Genomic DNA, 20,177 nt, shown 5'->3' on the forward strand with positions numbered 1-20,177 from the left:
AAAATTAAACGGTAACTATAAAGTTGAAGCGCTTGCATTAATAGTGTATAGTTCATTTTTAAGTGAGTGTTAGTCGAAATTAATTAGTCAATAAAAGCCATTCATAAATGGCGCCACCATAGTGTTTAGTGATACTATGGTGGCTTTTAAATTTGAGGACCATTGGGGGTATGTGTGTGATCAATTTTAATAAAAAATCATTTGGCTGGTTTTTACTAACGGTCGTTATTTTAGTTGAGATTTTGTTGGTACTCGATATTCATAGCGACTTTCCTAACTTTATGATACCTAAGAAAACGAGTGCTTTAAATTATTTTTATTTTTCGCAGTCTGGTTTTTCGAAAACAATGTTAGTTGTTTATTGTATTGCACCATTTATCTATGCCTATCATTACGTGGAGGCTAAAAATAATGGCTTCCAAAATATGATGATTACGCGATTGAATTCGCAAAGGCGTTACTTTAATCGAATGTTATTAACTAATGCTGTGTATGTCGTGGTTACGTTCTGTGTTTTAAAATTAATACAATTAGTGACCTGTATCATTGTGATTAATCCACTTGATTTCAAAGATGCCATTGCTTTGAAAGCCAAAGCACCTTACGTTTTATCCACCAATCCGTTTATAAACTTATTATTATTTTTTGTTTTAGCTGTTGTGGGTGAAATTATTTTTTCGATGTTGGTCATAATGGTCGGGTTGTATATTGAAAATACAGTTTTATTTCTAGGTAGTGGGTTAATGCTGAGTTTGCTAGGGGTTTTAATACCAGCGCTCGCAAACAATGCGTTAAATTTGAAATCGTCGATATTGATGAATTCACTATCAATATCGACCTTAATTTCGCCGGGTATATCGACGTTAGGTGCGTATGCACCTAACTATGGGGCGCTGGCTTCGTACGGATTATCGGTTGCTTTTTATATGATACTGACAATCGGACTCTATTTTGTTTGGCATTTAAGATTTAAGGAAGCGTAACAGGAGGACTTTTATGTTGAGGGTGATAAATGGCCGTAACTGGCGACTATGGTTAATCGTAATTATTTGTAGTCTCTCAAATCTGCTAGTTCTTGGGCATTTCGATGTTGACGTTTACGGGGCTTTGGCGCAGTCAAATTTTATTACAACGGTGCCGAATGTTATTATGTTGCTAGTAGTTTATCGTTATCTTTATTTAAATCATCGAATGAAACTATTCCTGATTCCGCGAATTGGATTGCAGCAGTATTTAAAGCAACAATTAAAAAATTCATGCTTATTAATGGCGATTTATTTGATGATTCAATATGGCGTTAATGCTAGTTTATTACAAGTGGCATATCCGGATAGAATTAGCGTGATTGGCTTGTATATGCTCATCAATTTCGTGATATTAATCGGCCAAGTTTTGATATTAAATTTGACTAATTTTGATATGAATGGTTATGCCATCGTAATTATTGTGTTAATCATTAACTTTATAATGCATTATGGGGTTGTTCAAAACAGCCTTTCAAGTTTGTACGTTAGAGGGCATCTGTAAAAATTCGGAGGTATGTGATGTTAGACATTAAAGGGTTAACCAAAAAAATTAAAAACAATCTGATCTTAGACGAATTAGATTTAGAAGTGCAGGCTGGTGAGTTGATTCACGTGATTGGGACCAATGGCTCTGGTAAATCAACCTTATTTAAACTGATTTGTCATATCATGGAAGCTGATGCGGGTGAAATAGCGTTAAGCGAGCAAGTCACAATTGGCGCGTTAATTGAAAATCCGTATTTTATGGAAAATAGTTCGGCACAAAGTAATCTAAAATTTTTAGCAGATATTAATCGACAGTACGATGAAAAGCTGATTCGGCAATTATTGACGCAATTTGATTTAGATTTTGATAGCCCAACGCGGTTAAAAAAATATTCGTTAGGGATGCGCCAAAAGGTTGGCATCATTCAAGCCATTATGGAAAATCAAAATTTAATATTACTGGATGAACCAACGCGCGGATTAGATCAAAAGGCATTAACGACGTTTAATCGGCTGATTGCCGAGTTAATTACCGAACAAAAAACGATTATTATTGCATCGCATGATAACCTATCGGAATTAAATTTCACGCGAAAATTGCGACTTGAAAATGGTAAATTGGTAGCGCTATGAGACGAAATAAGGGCCTATTGCTGTTGATTGGTATATTTCAAATGATTATGTTATACCAATTTAAAATAAATAGCGGTTCATTAATTGCTATTTATTTTGGTTTTAATCAGCAAATTAGTATTTTATTACAGATCATATTCTATAGTTGTTTAGAGGTGCTGGTTGTTTTGAAGCCGTTAAGTGCAATCTTTCAAATTCAAACAATGCTGAAAATTAGAATGACCGATTTTGAATTTAAACGACTAACATTGATACACGCGTTACCGTATAGTTTGCTGTTAGCGATGACTAACATCGGGATTAGCTTGGCATTAGACAAGGGGCCAATGGTGGCCGGTAATCTACGGCTATTAATTAGTAGCGTTATCTGTGTATTGGTAGCGAATAAGTTGAACCAAAATAAGTTTCTGTTTTTTATCTGTTTAGGGATTGTATTTCTAAGCCGAATGCTATTTCAGTTATTTTTCTAATCGTTAAAAAACGGCCGTCATCTCAATCGAGGTGGCGGCCGTTTTGTGTTTAATGAATAATATGACTTTTTGCAGCGGCGGCATGTAGTTTATTAAACCAAGGGTTAATGCGATCCTTGAGGAAAAGGCCAATGAAGAAGAAGCTAATTCCAAAGAGTGCCAGAATTGCAACATTGTACCAGAGGTTTGGCCCGTAGATGCCACCAGTTGGTTCGCGCAACATGTTGACCCCGTAAGTGAAAGGCAACAGCGGGTTGATGAACTGGAAGAATGAATCGGACAAGACGACGGGAAAGTTACCGCCCCCGCCGGAAATCGAGAGGACTAAGATGATCATTGCGAGCCCTTTACCGACATTACCGAACATGGCGGCTAACACATAGACAATTGTCATAAAGACCATGCTCAGGAAGATAGCGAGTAAGAAAAGGGCCAGCTTATCAACGACGTAAGCTTTTAAGATAAAGAGGTTGCCGATGACCACAATCGCAGCTTGGGCAATCCCAATCACGATATAGGTTAACCACCGTGCGATGAATTGTTGTTTCTTCGTATATTTCTTTTGTTGTGCGTCGTCTAGACTGAAATTGGTTAAGACGATATTGCTGAGTAACAGGGCACCGACCCAGAGGCATAGCGCTGTATAGAATGGGGCGCTAGCGGAACCGTAATTTTTAATCGGATAAACGTGTTTTTCTTCTAGTTTAACCGGTTCGGCGAGGAAATTACTTTCCTTGGTCGCATCACGGCGCAACAGTTTAATTAAATCTTTCAAATCAACCGTTTTTTGTTGTTGACGAATCGCGGCGGCGCCTTTTTGAATCCCGCTGCGCAAGAACGGCCAATCATTATTAATCAGGTCAGTTGCGTCGTTTAAGGCTGTTTTTAATTGTGGAAATTTAGCGTTGGCCATCGCAAGAGTTGATGTTAAGTCGGTTTCGATGCCCGGTAAATCATTGTTAATGAAGTTGGTTGCGAGCTGGAGTTTATTTTTAACGGTCGGATAATCATTTTGATAGAAGGCACTCGCGGTATTTAAACCAGTAATAATCGTTGACATATTACCGTTTAGTAGCGTATTGGCATCATGAACTTCCTGTTTAATCGCCGGAATCTGCGCTTCATATTTCTCGAGATAGGTGATTGCAGTTTGCAAGGTTTTTTGTGTGTTGGTTAAAAGGTTAGGTAGTTTAGGAAGGACCTGACTATTTAACTGACTTAAAACAGCGTCACCTTGGTTAATCATTGTTGAGAATTTGTCTAACAAGTTAGCAACGGTTGCGCCGATTTTAGCGGCTTGGATTTGTTGAATAGTTGCTTGAACTTGATTTTCAAAGGCAATCACCTGTTTAATTGCGGTTTGCAATTCAGTTAATGAAAGTTGATCATAATTCGCTAAGACCGCATCCAAATGCGCCTTAAATTTGCCTAATTGAGTCGCAACCAAGCGGAGGTTCTTGATTGGCGTGTCGAGTTGGTGTGATTCGGGTTGACCAGCCGCGGTGGCCGCTGAATTATAAGCGTCTTGTAAACTTTGCAATGTGTCGGCTAATTGGGTATTTTGTGCTTGGAGAGTTGCCACATGCGTCTCCAATTGTTGTAGGGCCGCTTTTAAGGCGGCTTTGGCTTCAATGTTATCGGGATCATTTTGAAGCGCTTCTAGTTGCTGATTAATTAAGGTTAAATCGGTCGCAATGTTCTTGGCAATTTGATTGGTAATCGTTAGGCCTTGATCAATCGCGCTCTGAATGGCGGGCAAAGCCGTTTTTAGTTTCGGAATTAAATCTGTTTTAATCTGGCCGGAAACGTCTTGTGCGCTCTGACTGAAACTAATCAGGTCAGGTAATACTTTTTGGGTTTTGTTTAAAACGGGTAAACCGGTTTTAGCTTCGTCAATCCCGTTGGTCAGTGTGTTGGCAATCCCGTCGAAATCGCTGTCGATGGTCGCGATTTGTTGACCAGCTTGTTGGATTTCAGGAATTTTACCTTGAACGGTTGTCACGAGTTGGCCGGTTGCTTCAACTTGGGGGAGATAGCTATTTAGGCCGGTGATTTTTTTAGCCATCGTGTTAGCTTGGGGTAAAAAGGCGGCAAATTCGTTAGCCTGTGCCAATTTGACTTCCATGGCCGGAATCTTTTTCTGCAGTGTTAGCACTTGATTCGTATACTGATTAATCTGTGGGATTTGTTGATCCGTTTTAAGAATCAAACTCGAAAAACGATTAATGACCGGCAAGTTGGCGTCTAATTCGAAGCCGGCCTTGTTAAGCGTCGACATTAAGGTCTTGGCAACGGTCGTGACAAATTCATCAGAAATAGTCGATTGCAAGGTGGTTGCGCCCGCACTAGTAATCTTCGGCGCAATTGCGTTAATTTTATCGTTGGAAGAATAAACAATCGTCGGTTTTTGAATTTGACCATCAATGAAGCTAATCAGATCCTTAGAGAAGTTTTTAGGGATGTAAATGCCGGCATAGTACTTACCGGTTTTAACGCCTTGATCCAATTGCTTTTTGCTGGTTGTAAATTGCCAACCCAATTTATCGTTCTTTTTTAATTGACCAATCAGTTCATCCCCAATGGCGACTTTCTTATCAGCGACCGTGATACTTTGATCGGCAGAATAGACGGCGACTTGTAAATCTTGGGTTTTGCTATAGGGATCCCACAACGCCCAGATATTGAACCAGGCGTATAGCGAGGGGATGATGATTAAGGCTAATATTAATAGGAAAGCGACGGGTTTTTTAAAAATCCGACGCCAATCAAGTTTGAATAATTCGGCGATATTCTTCATGCAGGAACTCCTTTAAATGGGATCAATATTTAAATAGTTTAGCACATAATTAATTCACGGTCATTATTAGTTGTTTCGCTTCCTGGAAAATAATTAAGATGATTTTAAATAGTCAGTCTGCCTTATTTTTGGTACAATCATTGAGAGTACGAATGAACTGGAGGAATGGTTGTGTTTACAAAAAATAAACAGGCGCTCCCAACGGACATTGATCCCGATAATGTCCCACAACACGTCGCGATTATTATGGACGGAAATGGTCGTTGGGCGAAGAAGCGTTTGATGCCGCGGGTAGCTGGACACAAGGCGGGGATGGAAAACGTCAAAGTGATTACCAAAGCTGCTAGCCGGATGGGCGTTAAAGTGTTGACGCTATACGCGTTCTCAACTGAAAATTGGAAACGGCCGAATGATGAAGTCCATTATTTGATGCAGTTGCCGGTCGATTTTTTTGGCGCTTTTATGCCAGAATTAATTGCGGAAAATGTTCAGGTCCAAGTGATGGGTAATTTAGAGGCGTTACCAGCTAAAACGCAACAAGCTGCGCGCGATGCGATGGCGGATACGGCGCAAAATACTGGGATGATTCTGAATTTTGCACTTAATTACGGTAGTCGCGATGAAATTCAACAAGCTGTTCAGCAGATTGCTAAAGATGCGGTTAGTGGTAAGATAGAACCTGAATCGATTGATGATGATTTAATTAGTCAGTATTTGATGACGGGTTTCTTAGGCCAATATGCGGATCCCGAATTATTGATTCGGACGAGCGGTGAAGAACGGATTTCGAATTTCTTACTTTGGCAAATTGCCTATAGTGAACTCGTTTTTGTCGACGAATTCTGGCCAGATTTTACACCCACTGTTTTTGAACAAGCAATCTTAACTTACCAACAGCGCAATCGGCGTTTTGGTGGTTTAAAGTAAACTGTTACTAGGAGGATCTATTTAATGAAACAACGTGTTATTACGGCGGTTGTCGCCTTAATTATTTTTATTCCAATTCTAATTTTCGGTGGCGTCTTTATCGATGTGGCTGCGGCAGTCTTAGCGTTAGTCGCTTTATCAGAAATTTTTATTATGCGTAAACGAATCATCGTTTCACCAGATGCGATGGTGGCTGGCTTAGCCGTTTTAAGTTTGGTATTGCCAACCACGGCGTTTGACTGGTTACCAACTGGTGTCAGCCAATTTGATTTATTCTACCTATTCATTGCTATTTTATTAGCCATTACGGTTTTCACGAAAAACCGGGTCAACTTTGACGACATGGGTGTCACGACTTTAGCGAGTCTTTACATCGGTTTAGGCTTCCATTATTTAGCCGCAACGCGGAATATCGGTGGTTTTGATACCGTTATGTACATCCTATTAGTGATTTGGATGACCGATATCGGTGCATACACTTTCGGGCGGATGTTTGGTAAAAATAAACTATGGCCAGCGATTAGTCCTAATAAGACATGGGAAGGTTCAATCGGCGGCACATTATCAGCCGTCGTTGTTGCAGCAATTTATTTAATCTTCTTCCCACAAGCCTACTCAATGCCCGTTATGATTGGCTTAACCGTTATCTTCTCAATCTGCGGTCAATTAGGTGATTTAGTCGAATCAGCTTACAAACGCTATTACGGCGTCAAAGATTCAGGCAAAATATTACCAGGCCACGGCGGCATTTTAGACCGTTTCGACAGCATGTTGTTCGTCTTACCATTGTTGCATTTGTTTGGATTAATTTAATATAGAGTGCGACTGTGCTGTTTAGCTTCTGAGGTATAGCCTAAAATGGCGAATTATGACTGGTTTTTAGTCATGATTCGCCATTTGTAGCTAGACGGAAGAAGCTAGCGCAGGAGCACGTTTCAAATCAGAGTCTTGGAACCCACGTGTAACTTCCGAGCATTATTCCCCAATCTAAATTAAACTTACCATGACGCGTCAATTCTCATTTAAGAATTGGCGTGTTTTTTTAATTGTGCCGGTAATAAATTGTTGGGACAATACCAAGTTAAACAGTTGACGGATCCGCCGAGTGTCGATAGGTGGGTGACATCAACGGCTTGGACTTTTTTAGAGGTGTGCTGTTGGACCAACTTGATGATTGCTTGATCCATTTTAAGACCGTATTGGGGAACGTAGACGGTCGAAGTCGTTTCAGTCATGTTGATATAGAGTCCTTTGGCCGACGGAATTTCGGGATCGTATTGACCCGCAGCTTGGTAACTGGAGGGTAAATCAATAATGGTCGTTTGAGGTAATGCACGTTGCAATTGCTGTTTGATTTTTTGATGACCACTAAAATCACCCAATAGTAGGCAGTCCGGGCTTAAAAAATGGACTTGACCATCAGCGTGTCCCAAAACGTCACCAGGTTCAGGGGCAATCAGGATAACGTGAGTGACTTGTAGTTGTGACTTGAGTGTCTGAATTAAGGCGGATCGTGAATACGCCGGATTATCTTGTAAGACCCTAGTGGTGATAATCACAGTGTCACGGCCGTTGTAGATGCAATTACCGCCATCTAAGATAATAGCGGATTTAAGGTAGTCGAAATGTTGTTGATCGAGCCAATCCGAAAAGGCTGATTCTAATGCAGCGCTTTGTTTTTTAGGGAGATAATCGGGCGAATAGCGAAACTTGACCAAGCGTGACGTCACGACTGGTGCGACATCTTTAATCCAGATATCGCCATAGGGAATCGGGATGCTAGTGGTCGCCCGTTCAAATTGTCGGATATCTTTTTTAAACGGCCAATAATAATGATCGCTTAATCGAGGACGACCGGTGAAGAGTTGTCCTTGTGGATGTGTACATTGGGGAATCGTCGTTGCTAAACTACCGGCGAACAATAATAAGCTGAGTTTACGGAACATGGTGAAACCTCCTTTGGTTGATTGCCGTTATTATACAGGCCGATTTGGTTATATAATATTAATAAAAATATAAAGCCGAGCTAGCAGCTTAAATTGATGCTTGACAACTTTTTTTTAATTAATATTATAATTATTTTAAAAGAGAATTAAGCATTATTTTTGAGAAAACCAGATTCGTGATATAATATAACAGTTCATACTTAAACAAAGTCTAAAATGACGCATCTAGAAGGGAGTCGTACACAATTGGCGGCGATAATTGCGTTTATCATTATTTTTGGTATTTTAGTAGTGGTGCATGAATTTGGTCATTTCTATGTGGCTAAACGTTCAGGCATTTTAGTGCGCGAGTTTTCCGTGGGGATGGGGCCCAAGCTCTTTGCTACCCGGAAGAATGGCACGACTTATACGATTCGCTGGTTACCGTTAGGCGGTTACGTCCGCATGGCGGGGATGGCGGATGATGAATCTGAAATCGAAGCAGGCACTCAAGCAACCCTGATCTTGAACGACCAGGGCCAGGTTCAGCGGATTAATACGAGCGATAAGGTGACCACTTTAAACGGGGTACCTTTCCAAATCGCTAAAACCGATCTACAAAAGGAATTGTGGTTAGAAGGTTATGAAGCCGGTGACGAATCCGAATTAAAACGGTATTCAGTCCTGCACGATGCGACGATTATTGAAGCGGACGGGACTGAAGTGCAAATCGCACCGGTCGATGTTCAATTCCAATCAGCGACGTTAATCAACCGGATGTTAACCAACTTTGCCGGACCGTTCAACAACTTTATTTTGGCGATTGTGGCCTTTATTCTCTTTGCGATGTTAAGCGGTGGGGTTGCCCAGAATAAGGCGCAACTCGGCACAATTCAAGCGAATTCACCCGCGCAAAAAGCGGGTTTAAAAACCGATGACAAACTCTTGGCCGTTAATGGCGACAAAGTGACTTCGTTCACGGATTTCAGTCAAATTATTGCTAAGAATCCAAACAAACCGGTTCAAATTAAGTACCAACGGGGACAACAAACGAAGACGGTTACAGTGACGCCCAAAGCAGTCACGCAGGATAAAACCAAAGTGGGTCAAGTCGGCGTCACTGCGAGTCAAGATCATCGGATTATGACGATGGTTAAATACGGTTTTACGCAATCGTGGTCGATTGCCAGTCAAATTTTTAAAGTCCTCGGTTCATTTTTAACCGGTGGTTTTTCATTAAATAAATTATCAGGACCGGTCGGCATGTATTCGATGACGACTCAATTCACAGAACAAGGGTTTAACGCGTTGGTCTATTTCTTGGCCTTCCTATCATTAAACTTGGGGATCATGAACTTAATTCCAATTCCAGCATTAGATGGCGGCAAGTTAGTCTTAAACGTGATTGAAGCGATTCGCCGTAAACCACTATCACCCGAAAAAGAGGGGATTGTGACGTTGGTTGGGGTTGGTATCATGGTATTATTGATGGTCTTAGTCACTTGGAACGATATTCAACGCTTTTTCTTTTAGATTACATTTGGAGGCATAACAACATATGAAACAGTCAAAATTATTTATTCCAACTTTAAAGGAAGTTCCTAACTCTGCGGAAGCTAAAAGCCATCGCATGATGTTACGGGCCGGCTATATTCACCAAGTCTCAGCGGGTATCTATAGTTATTTACCACTCGGTTTTCGCGTGTTAGATAAAATTCAAACGATTATTCGCGAAGAAATGGACAAGATTGATGCGATTCAGATGCAAATGCCAAGTGTGATTCCCGCTGAATTATGGCAAGAATCAGGGCGTTATGACACATACGGCCAAAACTTGTTCAAGTTAAAGGATCGTCATGAACGGGACTTCATTTTAGGCCCAACGCATGAAGAAACGTTTACTGATTTAGTGCGAAATAACATTAAATCGTACAAGAAACTACCCTTAACGTTATATCAAATTCAAACCAAGTATCGTGATGAAAATCGTCCACGCTACGGTTTGCTCCGCGGTCGTGAATTCATTATGCAAGATGCGTATTCATTCTCAGCCAACGAAGCTGACTTAGATACGACCTTCCGCCAAATGGAACAAGCTTACACCAATATTTTTACCCGTTGTGGATTAGATTTCCGGGCCATCATTGGGGATGCCGGGGCGATGGGTGGTAAAGATTCTAAAGAATTTACCGCAATCGCTGATATCGGTGAAGATACGATTGTTTATTCTGATCAAAGCCAATACGCGGCCAACTTAGAAATGGCTAGCGGTGTTCGTCCTAGCCAAAGTTCAACTGACGTTCAATTGGAAACTGAAAAAGTCGCGACTGGCGATGCACATACGATTGAAGAAGTCGCAGCTCGTTTAGAAATCACAGCGCAACAAATCATTAAGAGTGTCCTCTTTATTGCCGACGAAAAACCAGTCTTGGTTTTAGTCCGTGGTGATTACGAAGTCAATGATGTTAAATTAAAGAACTTCTTGAATGCTGATTTCTTAGAAATGGCCACGCCAGAACAAGTGCAAACTGTCATGGGCGCACCAATGGGGTCAATCGGGCCAGTTAATGCACCTGAAGCAGTCAAATTAGTGGCTGATTATAGTGTTGAAGCGATGGTTAATGCAGTCGTTGGCGCCAATGAAGCCGATCATCATTTATTAAACGTTAACGGCAAACGCGATTTTGCTGAAACGGATTATGCTGATTTACGTTTCGTTCAAGAAGGTGAAGCCTCACCAGATGGCGAAGGTAAATTACAATTTACTAAGGGCATCGAAATTGGTCATATCTTTAAATTAGGCACACGCTATTCAGAAGCATTTGGTGCGACTTTCTTAGATGAAAACGGCCGCGCTAAACCGATCATCATGGGTTGTTACGGGATTGGGGTTAGTCGTTTACTATCCGCCATTACGGAACAACAAGCTGACGATAACGGCCTCGTTTGGCCAAGTACGATTGCGCCATTTGATTTGCACATTGTGCCCGTCAACGTTAAAGATGCGGACCAAGTGCTATTAGCGGAACAAATCGAAATTTTATTAGAAGAAGCCGGTTATTCAGTATTAGTTGATGATCGTAAAGAACGCGCGGGCGTTAAGTTTGCCGATAGCGATTTAATTGGCTTGCCAATCCGGATTACGGTCGGTAAAAAAGCGACTGAAGAAATTGTCGAAGTCAAAATTCGTAAAACGGGTGAAACACTAGAAGTGAAGAAAGATGAATTAATCAATTCATTAAGTGTCCTTTTAGATAGCAAACAATCAGTCACTGAATAATCACGACGATATTGTTTAAGCGTGTTGAGTTTGTCACACGTATCAATTTCCGTTCAAATTAGAAAACCAGTTTATCCTTAGTTTCTGGGTAGACTGGTTTTCTGACTTGATACTCAATTACCAGCGTTAAGGGGGCCCTTTTGTGGCATTAGATCAAACGGCATTGTTTCAGAAATTATTAGAACAAATCGAATTACCCGCCGATGTGGCGAACTATCCCGGTTTTAAAACCGGTCAAGTCGAACAAGTCATCGTCCATGAAAACTCGAAGGCTTGGACGTTCAAATTGCATTTTGAGACGGTATTACCTTACGCGGTCTTTGTGACGTTTGAACAATATTTGGAAGCGGCGTTTAAGTCCATTGCGACCGTTCAACTCGCGATGACAACCGACAAAACCGAACTTGATGGTGGTGTCTTAGCGGCCTATTGGGAATACGTGGTCAATCATAGCGGCATCCAATCGTCACTATTGCACGAACTCTGTGCGAAAGAGACACCTTACATGGACGGCAAGCAAACTTATCTAGTCGTTGAAAATGATATTGTTAAAAACTTCTTCATTAACCAAGCACAAACCGCGATTCAAGATGGTTATCGCCGTTTAGGGTTTCCGAAGTTTGCGATTCAACCGTTAATTGATGAATCCGCTTCGCAAAAAGCGATTGAGGATTTCCAAGCGAAAAAAGCGGTCCAAGATGCCGCCCGAGCGCAAGCCGCGGCTGAAGCCATTAAGAAAAATGAAGCGCTTAAAGAAAAACGCCAAGCTGAAGGCAAACCAGTTGACGGTCCAATTAGTATGGGCCGCGGCTTAAAACCCGACGAACCAGCGCGTCAAATGATCACAATTAACGAAGAAGAACGGTCAGTCGTGATTGAAGGTTACGTCTTCGATAAAGAAGTTCGTGTCTTGCGTTCGGGCCGTCAATTGTTAATCTTGAAGATGACTGATTATTCATCATCATTTACGGTTAAGAAGTTCTCACGGGATGCCAGCGATGAAGGGCTGTTTGCCGCCATCAATCCGGGCATGTGGTTCAAAGTTCGTGGGAGTGTTCAAGAAGATAATTTCCTCCGTGATTTGGTACTGAATGCCAATGATTTGGTCGAAGTCAGTCATCCGAAACGTCAAGATACCGCTGAGAATGGTAAACGGGTCGAATTGCATTTGCACACCAACATGTCGCAAATGGACGCCACCAATAAAATTGGCGATTTCGTCAAACAAGCCGCCAGTTGGGGCCAGTCCGCCATTGCGGTCACCGATCATTACAATTTACAATCGTTTCCGGATGCGTACGCCGCGGGTAAGAAGAATAACGTTAAAATTTTGTACGGCGTGGAAGTCAATCTCGTCAATGACGGCACACCAGTTGCCTATAATTTACGCGACGAAGTCTTAGAGTCCGCCGAATACGTGATTTTTGATGTGGAAACGACCGGATTGTCGGCCGTTTACGATTCAATTATCGAATTAGCCGCCGTTAAAATGAAAAACGGTGAAGTGGTGGCCTCGTTTGATGAATTTATCAATCCTGGTAAATCGTTATCGGCGTTTACGACGCAATTGACCAGTATCACCAATGAAATGGTGCAAGATGCCAAGTCCGAAGCCGCCGTCTTGGCGATGTTTAAGGATTTTGCTGGCGATGCCGTTTTAGCGGGTCACAACGTCACGTTTGATATGGGTTTCTTGAACGCCGGTTACGGTCGTAACGAGCTAGGCCAAATCGAAAATCCCGTGATTGATACGTTGGAACTATCACGGATGTTGCATCCAGAATATAAAAATCATAAATTAGATTCATTAACGAAACGCTACAAAATTAACTTGGAACACCATCATCGCGCCAATGCCGATGCGGAATCCACTGGTTATTTATTGTACAAATTAGAAACCGAAGCGGCCACGCGCTACGAGATGCTTAACGTTAATCAATTGAACAATCGAGTCGGTGAAGGTGATTCGTATAAACAAGCGCGTCCAGCGCACGCCGTTTTGATGGCGAAGACCCAAGCCGGGTTGAAGAACTTATTCAAATTAGTCTCGGCGTCAATGACCGAATACTATTACCGAACACCACGCTTACCGAAGAGCCGCTTAGACGCATTGCGTGAAGGGATTATCGTTGGTTCGGCCTGCAGTAGTGGTGAAGTCTTTGAAGCGATGATGCAAAAAGGTTACGAAGAAGCCCGCAGTCGGGCGAAGTATTATGACTACATCGAAGTCATGCCCAAAGCCGTTTACGCACCGTTGTTGGAACGTGAATTGGTCCAAGACGAAAAAGCTTTGGAAGAAATCATTGCCAATTTAGTCAAGCTGGGTGCCGAACTCGGCAAACCAGTCGTTGCGACGGGCGATGCCCATTATCTAAACCCGGTTGATTCAATTTATCGTAAGATTCTGATCAATTCGATGGGCGGCGCTAATCCGTTAAACCGTTCGAAATTACCAGACGTTCATTTCCGGTCAACTGATGAAATGTTGAAAGCTTTTGCCTTTTTAGGCGCTGATAAGGCTCAAGAAATCGTGGTCACGAATCCGAATGCGCTAGCCGATAGCCTCGATGAAATTGTGCCGGTCAAGGACAAGTTGTATACACCGAAGATGGAAGGCGCTGAAGATGAAATTCAGACCCTGACCATGAATCGCGCGCACGAATTATACGGTGCTGAATTGCCTGCGATTGTCCAAGAACGCTTGGATAAGGAATTGAAGAGTATTATCGGGAATGGTTTCTCGGTCATTTATCTTATTTCGCAAAAGCTCGTGTATAAGAGTGGTAAGGACGGTTACTTGGTTGGTTCGCGGGGATCGGTCGGCTCGAGTTTAGTCGCCACCATGACCGGGATTACCGAAGTTAACCCGTTACCACCGCATTACCGTTGTCCTAACTGTCATTATTCCGAGTTTTATACCAAGGGTGAAGTCGGTTCGGGTTACGATTTAGACGATAAAAATTGTCCGCAGTGTGATACACCACTCGATAAAGATGGCCATGATATTCCGTTCGAAACCTTCCTAGGCTTCCATGGGGATAAAGTCCCCGATATCGATTTGAATTTCTCGGGTGATTATCAATCGGTGGCGCATAATTATACGAAAGTTTTATTTGGTGAAAACAATGTGTTCCGGGCCGGCACGATTGGTACCGTCGCCGATAAAACGGCGTACGGTTACGTTAAAGCCTACGAACGTGACACGGAACAGACTTTCCGAGCGGCTGAAATTGATCGACTCGCCAAGGGTTCAACCGGTGTTAAACGAACGACTGGTCAACATCCGGCCGGGATTATCGTTGTGCCGGATTATATGGACATTTACGACTTTACGCCAATTCAATTTCCAGCCGATGATCAAGATGCGGCTTGGAAGACAACCCATTTTGATTTCCATTCGATCCATGATAATATCTTAAAACTCGATATCTTGGGCCATGATGATCCCACGATGATTCGGATGCTCCAAGATTTGTCGGGGATTAACCCCAAGACGATTCCAACCGATGATCCCGGCGTGATGGCGCTCTTTTCCGGGACTGATTCATTAGATGTCACACCAGAACAGATCAATTCGAAGATGGGCACCCTCGGCGTACCGGAATTTGGGACGCGTTTTGTCCGCGGGATGCTCGAAGAAACCCACCCAACGACTTTCTCAGAATTGTTACAAATTTCCGGCCTGTCTCATGGGACTGATGTGTGGTTAGGCAACGCCGAAGAGTTAATCAACAAGGGCGTCGTCACGTTGAAGGACGTGATTGGTTGTCGGGATAACATCATGATGGATTTAATTCATTGGGGGATGGACGACAGCATCGCCTTCAACATCATGGAACGGGTCCGTAAGGGTAAAGGGATTCCGGACGACTGGCAACAAGCCATGCGCGAAAATGAGAACGTGCCTGATTGGTATATCGATTCTTGTTTGAAGATTAAATACATGTTCCCGAAAGCCCATGCGACCGCCTATATCATGATGGCGTTGCGGATTGCTTATTTCAAAGTTTACTTCCCGATTATTTATTATTGTACGTATTTCAGTGTGCGCGCCGATGACTTCGACCTCGTGGCAATGGCCCAAGGCAAAGAAGGCGTCAAGGCCCGTATGAAGGAAATCACCGATAAAGGGATGGAAGCCAGCACCAAGGAAAAGAATTTGTTGACGGTCCTCGAAATCGCCAACGAATGTTTGGAACGGGGTGTCAATATTAAGATGGTCGACGTCGAAAAATCCGACTCCGCCAACTTCTTAATTCAAGATGACCACACGTTACTCGCCCCATTTAGAGCCGTTCCTGGTCTCGGCGATAACGTCGCCAAACAAATCGTTTCCGCCCGCGAAGAAAAACCCTTCTTATCCAAAGAAGATTTATCCAACCGCGGTAAAGTTTCGAAAACCTTGATCGAATACATGACGGTCAACAACGTCTTGTCCGATCTACCGGATGAGAACCAGTTGTCGCTGTTTGATATGATGTAGAAAAGAAGAAGTTGTCTGATTATTTACTATCAGACGGCTTCTTTTGTTTAATATATTATTGTTGAGGGACTTGGTATAATAGTATTATTTAATGTACTATGTGGTATAATTAAGCAATTGAATGTAGAGGAGATTTTATAATGGTTTACAGAATTTTAGATCTTTTTTCGGGTGCCGGCGGATTTTCTAAAGGCTTTGATAGTATAGATGGTTTTAAAACAGTTGTAGCGACGGATTTTAATGAAGAAGCATTAAAAACATTTAGTATGAACTTTCCAGATACTAAGATTGTATATGGTGATATTACTAAGGATAATATAAAGGAAGAAATAATAAAAAATTCAAATAAAAGTAAAGTTAATATGATTATAGGTGGGCCTCCGTGTCAAGGTTTTAGTAATAAAGGAAAACAATTAGGTCTTAAAGATCCTAGAAATTTTTTGTTTTTAGAATATTTAGATATAGTAAAGCGAATTCAACCTGAAATATTTGTTATAGAAAATGTGAAGTCTATGCTTTCGGCTGTCAATGGATACTTTTTAAACGAAATTGAAAAGAAAATAAACGAATTGAATTATTATATGGACTATGGAATTTTGACCGCAAGTGATTATGGAGTACCTCAAAATAGGAAACGTGCAATTATTATTGCAAGTAAAGTAAAGTCGATTAAATTACCGGTACCGACAACAATGAATTTGACAACCGTCAGAGATGCTATTTCAGATCTGGATTATCTAGAGTCAGGAGAAGGAGATTTCGAATCGACTTATAAAATACCTATAAAATCAGAATATCAAAGGAAAATGAGAAAAAATTCAAAAGGAAAATTATATAATCATATAGCGACGAATCATTCTGAAGGTGCATTGGATAAGTTAAAAATGATTCCTCCTGAAAAAGGTAAGGAATACTTGCCAAGGGAACTATGGGGTAAGCAAAAATTTAAAACAACATGGGGAAGATTAAAATGGGACTCACAAAGTCCAACAATTGATACACGATTTGATACACCATCTAACGGAACGAATAGTCATCCGGTATTAAATAGGGCAATTACGCCAAGAGAAGCTGCTAGAATTCAAAGCTTTCCAGATGATTTTATATTTGTTGGGAAAAAAACGTATGTTACAAAACAAATAGGTAACGCAGTTCCACCGCTTATGGCGTCGGCAATTGCAACAGCAATACGAAAGCAGGTTATATTTGATGAACAAAAGTAATACAAATACGCTTAAAATATATCACGGTGATGCTTATGAATTAGTAAGCAAATTAAAAAGTGAAAATTTGACTGTTAATCATATTATTACAGATCCGCCATATAACATCTCAAAAAAAAATAATTTTAATACTATGAACTCTGCTAACCGACAAGGAGTCGATTTTGGTGAATGGGATAAGCAATTTGATTTATATAGTTGGATTTCAGTGTATGGTGAATTAATTAGTAATGGTGGTAGTTTCATAATCTTTTCATCGTATAGGTATCTTAGTTATATTGCGGATGAACTTGAAAGGTCTGGATTTATTGTCAAAGATATTCTAAAATGGATCAAATCTAATCCTATGCCGAGAAACGTTACTCGAAGATATGTTCAGGATACTGAATATGCTATATGGGCTGTAAAACCAGGGGAGAAATGGATATTTAATAAACCTGAAGAAAACGGATATTTAAGAGCAGAGTTTAAAACACCTACAGTAGCGGGAAGAGAAAGAACTAAACATCCAACACAGAAGAGTTATAAATTAATGTCGGATATTATTCAAATTCATTCAAATTCTGGAGATACTATAATGGATCCGTTTATGGGATCAGGGACAACGGGAGTTGCTGCATTAAGACATAATAGAAATTTTATTGGGATAGAGCTTTCAAATGAATATTATGATATCGCAAAGAATAGACTACATGAAATAACATGTAGTGATATATCAAAATAAATTGTAAGAAATAAATTATATAGTTACTAAATCAAAGGAGAATCATTTGTATGGACTTAGAAAAATTTTGTAATTTAGAATGGTCAAAATCAAAAGCGTATGTTCTTGGCCTTATGTTACCAAGATTAGATATTGCAGTTTTAGATGACGTTGATACTTATGTTATAGCAGGAACTGTTGCACACCAAGCAAATTTGATTGATGATATACAATTGAATAAGCATATTTTTTCGTTAGCCACATTATTTAATTCTGATAACTTGGGAAATGATTTTCCATTTGTTTATTGTAGTGGTGTAAAATATCTCAAGGCAAATAATGGATTAAGAAAGAATGGAAAAAAAGGGTTTATAGTCTATGTTAAAACAAAAATAAATAAAGACTTATCAAATAATTATTTAAATCTATACAATGAGTTTAATAATTATCTGATGGAATTGGCAAGACAAATACCTGATGAGTTTATTAACAATTTTATAGCTGGTACTATTGACGGACGGAGTTCAGTAGATACAACATATCATCTTGTATCTACTGATATTGATAGAAATAAAGAAAAACATGATATATTGAAGAGTATAATATACAGAAGTACAGTAAGTGCCGAAATTAATTCTCGTGGTCTTAGAAGTGATGCTGTTAAATCGGATCAATTACGATATAGTAAAAATTCTTTGAGAACACTGTCTAGTATTGGATTACTTTCTGATAAGAGATTAAGTGATATAAGAGCAGTATTATAGATGAATGAAAGGAAATATTATGAACAAAAAGCAAGTTATAAAATTTACAGACGACGGTAATTATATATTTAATGGAAATGAATATAGTAGCAAAGTCTTGGCTAACTTAATAAATAATGGTTCTTTCATGAACATGTTGCATAATGGAAATGAAATTGAATTAGAAAAAGAGAGTGATGAATTATTAAATAGAATCTATACGTTGAATTTTGATACCAGGCTGATATCAAACTATCCATTTAATCGTATAATTTTTGGTGCTCCTGGAACGGGTAAAAGTTTTAGTTTGAATAAAGATAAAGACGATTTATTGAAGCAAGGGGGTGAATATGAGCGGGTGACCTTTCATCCGGATTATTCGTATGCTAATTTTGTGGGCACGTATAAACCTACTGTTGTAAATAACAATAATTTAATTCCAATTCTTTCAGACATAAAAAAAGCTGATGATATAACAGAAGAAAATTTTAGAGAACTTTCATTTAAAATTTCTAAGGGTAATGACAACGGACAGCGTACACTATTATTACTTCTAGGATTAAAATTCCCAGACAATCAGAGTAAAAAGTATTTTTTAGATATTGCAAAAAAAGAATCCGCAGACAGTAAGCCTGATTCGCAAATTAATTATTCAATTAAAGCCTCTGAATTTATTAATAAGTCTAAGTCAGACGAAATAACGTATGAATACGTACCTGGTCCATTTATGCGAACATACGTTAAGGCCTTAAAAAATGCCCAGACTAATCATCCAAAACCATATTTGCTGATAATTGAGGAAATTAATCGAACCAATGTTGCAGCTGTTTTTGGGGATGTGTTTCAGTTACTTGATCGTGATGATAATAACGTTAGTGAGTATGCAATTGAAACATCAGAAGATGTAAAAAAATATCTTGCTAAAGAATTGGCCGGAGTAGTTAGTGATTTTAATGAAATAAAGATACCAAATAATATGTTTATATGGGCTACAATGAATAGTGCGGATCAAGGTGTATATCCTATGGATACAGCATTTAAACGTAGATGGGATTTTAAAAACATCGGTATTAATGATGGAGAGAAAAAGATTGCTGGTTTGAAAGTTAAACTTGGCGAAGGTGAATATGAAAAGACTATTGAATGGAATGAACTTCGTAAAGCTATTAATAACGAACTTTCTTCTTATAAACTGAATGAAGACAAACTACTTGGACCGTTTTTTCTATCTTTGAAAATTATTAAAGCAGGTGATGATGGATTAATTGATAAAGAAAAATTCGTCGATGCATTTAAGAGTAAAATTATTATGTATCTTTTTGAAGATGCCGCTAGACAAAAGCGTGCAACGTTGTTTCTAGGAGATACTGATGTTGATAGTTCAAGCTATTCATCTATTTGTCAAGTATTCGATGAAAAAGGAATTGAATGCTTTAATCCTAATATTTATATGAAATTTGATAATGTTTCAAAGGAGTAGCC

General features: G+C 40.0%; 15 protein-coding genes. 13 read left to right on the forward strand and 2 right to left on the reverse strand.

The window, feature by feature from the left end:
* Window positions 1–176 precede the first annotated feature (176 nt).
* Genes ACVPPQ_RS08335 through ACVPPQ_RS08350 form a run of 4 tightly spaced genes read left to right on the forward strand, consistent with a single transcriptional unit; the run spans window position 177 to window position 2,614 of the window.
* Complete coding sequence (locus tag ACVPPQ_RS08335; protein ID WP_463493956.1) at window positions 177–983, forward strand: hypothetical protein; 807 nt, start codon at window positions 177–179, stop codon at window positions 981–983.
* A gap of 13 nt (window positions 984–996) precedes the next feature.
* On the forward strand, window positions 997–1,527 hold the full coding sequence (locus ACVPPQ_RS08340; RefSeq protein WP_463493958.1) for a hypothetical protein: 531 nt from the start codon (window positions 997–999) through the stop codon (window positions 1,525–1,527).
* Between the two features lie 17 nt (window positions 1,528–1,544).
* The gene (locus ACVPPQ_RS08345; RefSeq protein ID WP_463493960.1) at window positions 1,545–2,144 is read left to right on the forward strand and encodes an ATP-binding cassette domain-containing protein; all 600 of its coding nucleotides are present in this window, start codon (window positions 1,545–1,547) and stop codon (window positions 2,142–2,144) included.
* On the forward strand, window positions 2,141–2,614 hold the full coding sequence (locus tag ACVPPQ_RS08350; protein ID WP_056950434.1) for a hypothetical protein: 474 nt from the start codon (window positions 2,141–2,143) through the stop codon (window positions 2,612–2,614). Before ACVPPQ_RS08345 ends, ACVPPQ_RS08350 begins: the two co-directional genes overlap by 4 nt.
* Window positions 2,615–2,663: 49 nt before the next feature.
* Here the strand turns inward: ACVPPQ_RS08350 and ACVPPQ_RS08355 are convergent, their stop codons facing one another.
* Window positions 2,664–5,411, reverse strand: a complete 2,748-nt coding sequence (locus tag ACVPPQ_RS08355) for a YhgE/Pip domain-containing protein (protein WP_463493962.1) — start codon at window positions 5,409–5,411, stop codon at window positions 2,664–2,666.
* 165 nt (window positions 5,412–5,576) lie between these two features.
* On the opposite strand from ACVPPQ_RS08355, the gene ACVPPQ_RS08360 reads away from it, so the two are divergent.
* Both ACVPPQ_RS08360 and ACVPPQ_RS08365 read left to right on the forward strand, forming a co-directional pair.
* Window positions 5,577–6,338, forward strand: coding sequence for an isoprenyl transferase (locus ACVPPQ_RS08360; RefSeq protein ID WP_463493964.1), 762 nt, complete (start codon window positions 5,577–5,579; stop codon window positions 6,336–6,338).
* Between the two features lie 24 nt (window positions 6,339–6,362).
* The gene (locus ACVPPQ_RS08365) at window positions 6,363–7,151 is read left to right on the forward strand and encodes a phosphatidate cytidylyltransferase (protein WP_463493966.1); all 789 of its coding nucleotides are present in this window, start codon (window positions 6,363–6,365) and stop codon (window positions 7,149–7,151) included.
* 209 nt (window positions 7,152–7,360) lie between these two features.
* On the opposite strand, the gene ACVPPQ_RS08370 is transcribed toward ACVPPQ_RS08365, so the two are convergent.
* Complete coding sequence (locus ACVPPQ_RS08370) at window positions 7,361–8,284, reverse strand: agmatine deiminase family protein (RefSeq protein ID WP_463493968.1); 924 nt, start codon at window positions 8,282–8,284, stop codon at window positions 7,361–7,363.
* Between the two features lie 216 nt (window positions 8,285–8,500).
* On the opposite strand from ACVPPQ_RS08370, the gene rseP reads away from it, so the two are divergent.
* The 7 genes from rseP (at window position 8,501) to ACVPPQ_RS08405 (ending at window position 20,175) form a co-directional block, all read left to right on the forward strand.
* A complete protein-coding gene (rseP, locus tag ACVPPQ_RS08375; RefSeq protein WP_051552794.1) occupies window positions 8,501–9,796 on the forward strand; it encodes an RIP metalloprotease RseP in 1,296 nt (431 codons plus the stop codon).
* A gap of 25 nt (window positions 9,797–9,821) precedes the next feature.
* Entirely contained in the window at window positions 9,822–11,543 is a 1,722-nt protein-coding gene (locus ACVPPQ_RS08380; protein ID WP_025082863.1) for a proline--tRNA ligase, read from the forward strand.
* 142 nt (window positions 11,544–11,685) lie between these two features.
* Window positions 11,686–16,026, forward strand: a complete 4,341-nt coding sequence (locus tag ACVPPQ_RS08385) for a PolC-type DNA polymerase III (RefSeq protein WP_463493971.1) — start codon at window positions 11,686–11,688, stop codon at window positions 16,024–16,026.
* A gap of 140 nt (window positions 16,027–16,166) precedes the next feature.
* A complete protein-coding gene (locus ACVPPQ_RS08390; protein WP_463493973.1) occupies window positions 16,167–17,249 on the forward strand; it encodes a DNA cytosine methyltransferase in 1,083 nt (360 codons plus the stop codon).
* On the forward strand, window positions 17,236–17,973 hold the full coding sequence (locus ACVPPQ_RS08395; protein WP_463493975.1) for a DNA-methyltransferase: 738 nt from the start codon (window positions 17,236–17,238) through the stop codon (window positions 17,971–17,973). Before ACVPPQ_RS08390 ends, ACVPPQ_RS08395 begins: the two co-directional genes overlap by 14 nt.
* A gap of 50 nt (window positions 17,974–18,023) precedes the next feature.
* On the forward strand, window positions 18,024–18,716 hold the full coding sequence (locus tag ACVPPQ_RS08400) for a hypothetical protein (RefSeq protein WP_463493977.1): 693 nt from the start codon (window positions 18,024–18,026) through the stop codon (window positions 18,714–18,716).
* A 4-nt stretch (window positions 18,717–18,720) separates the two neighbouring features.
* Complete coding sequence (locus ACVPPQ_RS08405) at window positions 18,721–20,175, forward strand: AAA family ATPase (RefSeq protein WP_463493979.1); 1,455 nt, start codon at window positions 18,721–18,723, stop codon at window positions 20,173–20,175.
* Window positions 20,176–20,177 lie beyond the last annotated feature (2 nt).

The sequence above is a fragment of the Latilactobacillus parafuchuensis genome, assembly GCF_055271665.1.

What these genes read in the sequence shown, in the direction of transcription:
- ACVPPQ_RS08340 (WP_463493958.1), top strand. Translation starts at nt 997, where the DNA reads ATGTTGAGGGTGATAAATGGCCGTAACTGGCGACTATGGTTAATCGTA.
- ACVPPQ_RS08345 (WP_463493960.1), top strand. Translation starts at nt 1,545, where the DNA reads ATGTTAGACATTAAAGGGTTAACCAAAAAAATTAAAAACAATCTGATC.
- ACVPPQ_RS08350 (WP_056950434.1), top strand. Translation starts at nt 2,141, where the DNA reads ATGAGACGAAATAAGGGCCTATTGCTGTTGATTGGTATATTTCAAATG.
- ACVPPQ_RS08355 (WP_463493962.1), bottom strand. Translation starts at nt 5,411, where the DNA reads ATGAAGAATATCGCCGAATTATTCAAACTTGATTGGCGTCGGATTTTT.
- ACVPPQ_RS08360 (WP_463493964.1), top strand. Translation starts at nt 5,577, where the DNA reads ATGGTTGTGTTTACAAAAAATAAACAGGCGCTCCCAACGGACATTGAT.
- ACVPPQ_RS08365 (WP_463493966.1), top strand. Translation starts at nt 6,363, where the DNA reads ATGAAACAACGTGTTATTACGGCGGTTGTCGCCTTAATTATTTTTATT.
- ACVPPQ_RS08370 (WP_463493968.1), bottom strand. Translation starts at nt 8,284, where the DNA reads ATGTTCCGTAAACTCAGCTTATTATTGTTCGCCGGTAGTTTAGCAACG.
- rseP (WP_051552794.1), top strand. Translation starts at nt 8,501, where the DNA reads ATGACGCATCTAGAAGGGAGTCGTACACAATTGGCGGCGATAATTGCG.
- ACVPPQ_RS08380 (WP_025082863.1), top strand. Translation starts at nt 9,822, where the DNA reads ATGAAACAGTCAAAATTATTTATTCCAACTTTAAAGGAAGTTCCTAAC.
- ACVPPQ_RS08390 (WP_463493973.1), top strand. Translation starts at nt 16,167, where the DNA reads ATGGTTTACAGAATTTTAGATCTTTTTTCGGGTGCCGGCGGATTTTCT.
- ACVPPQ_RS08395 (WP_463493975.1), top strand. Translation starts at nt 17,236, where the DNA reads ATGAACAAAAGTAATACAAATACGCTTAAAATATATCACGGTGATGCT.
- ACVPPQ_RS08400 (WP_463493977.1), top strand. Translation starts at nt 18,024, where the DNA reads ATGGACTTAGAAAAATTTTGTAATTTAGAATGGTCAAAATCAAAAGCG.
- ACVPPQ_RS08405 (WP_463493979.1), top strand. Translation starts at nt 18,721, where the DNA reads ATGAAAGGAAATATTATGAACAAAAAGCAAGTTATAAAATTTACAGAC.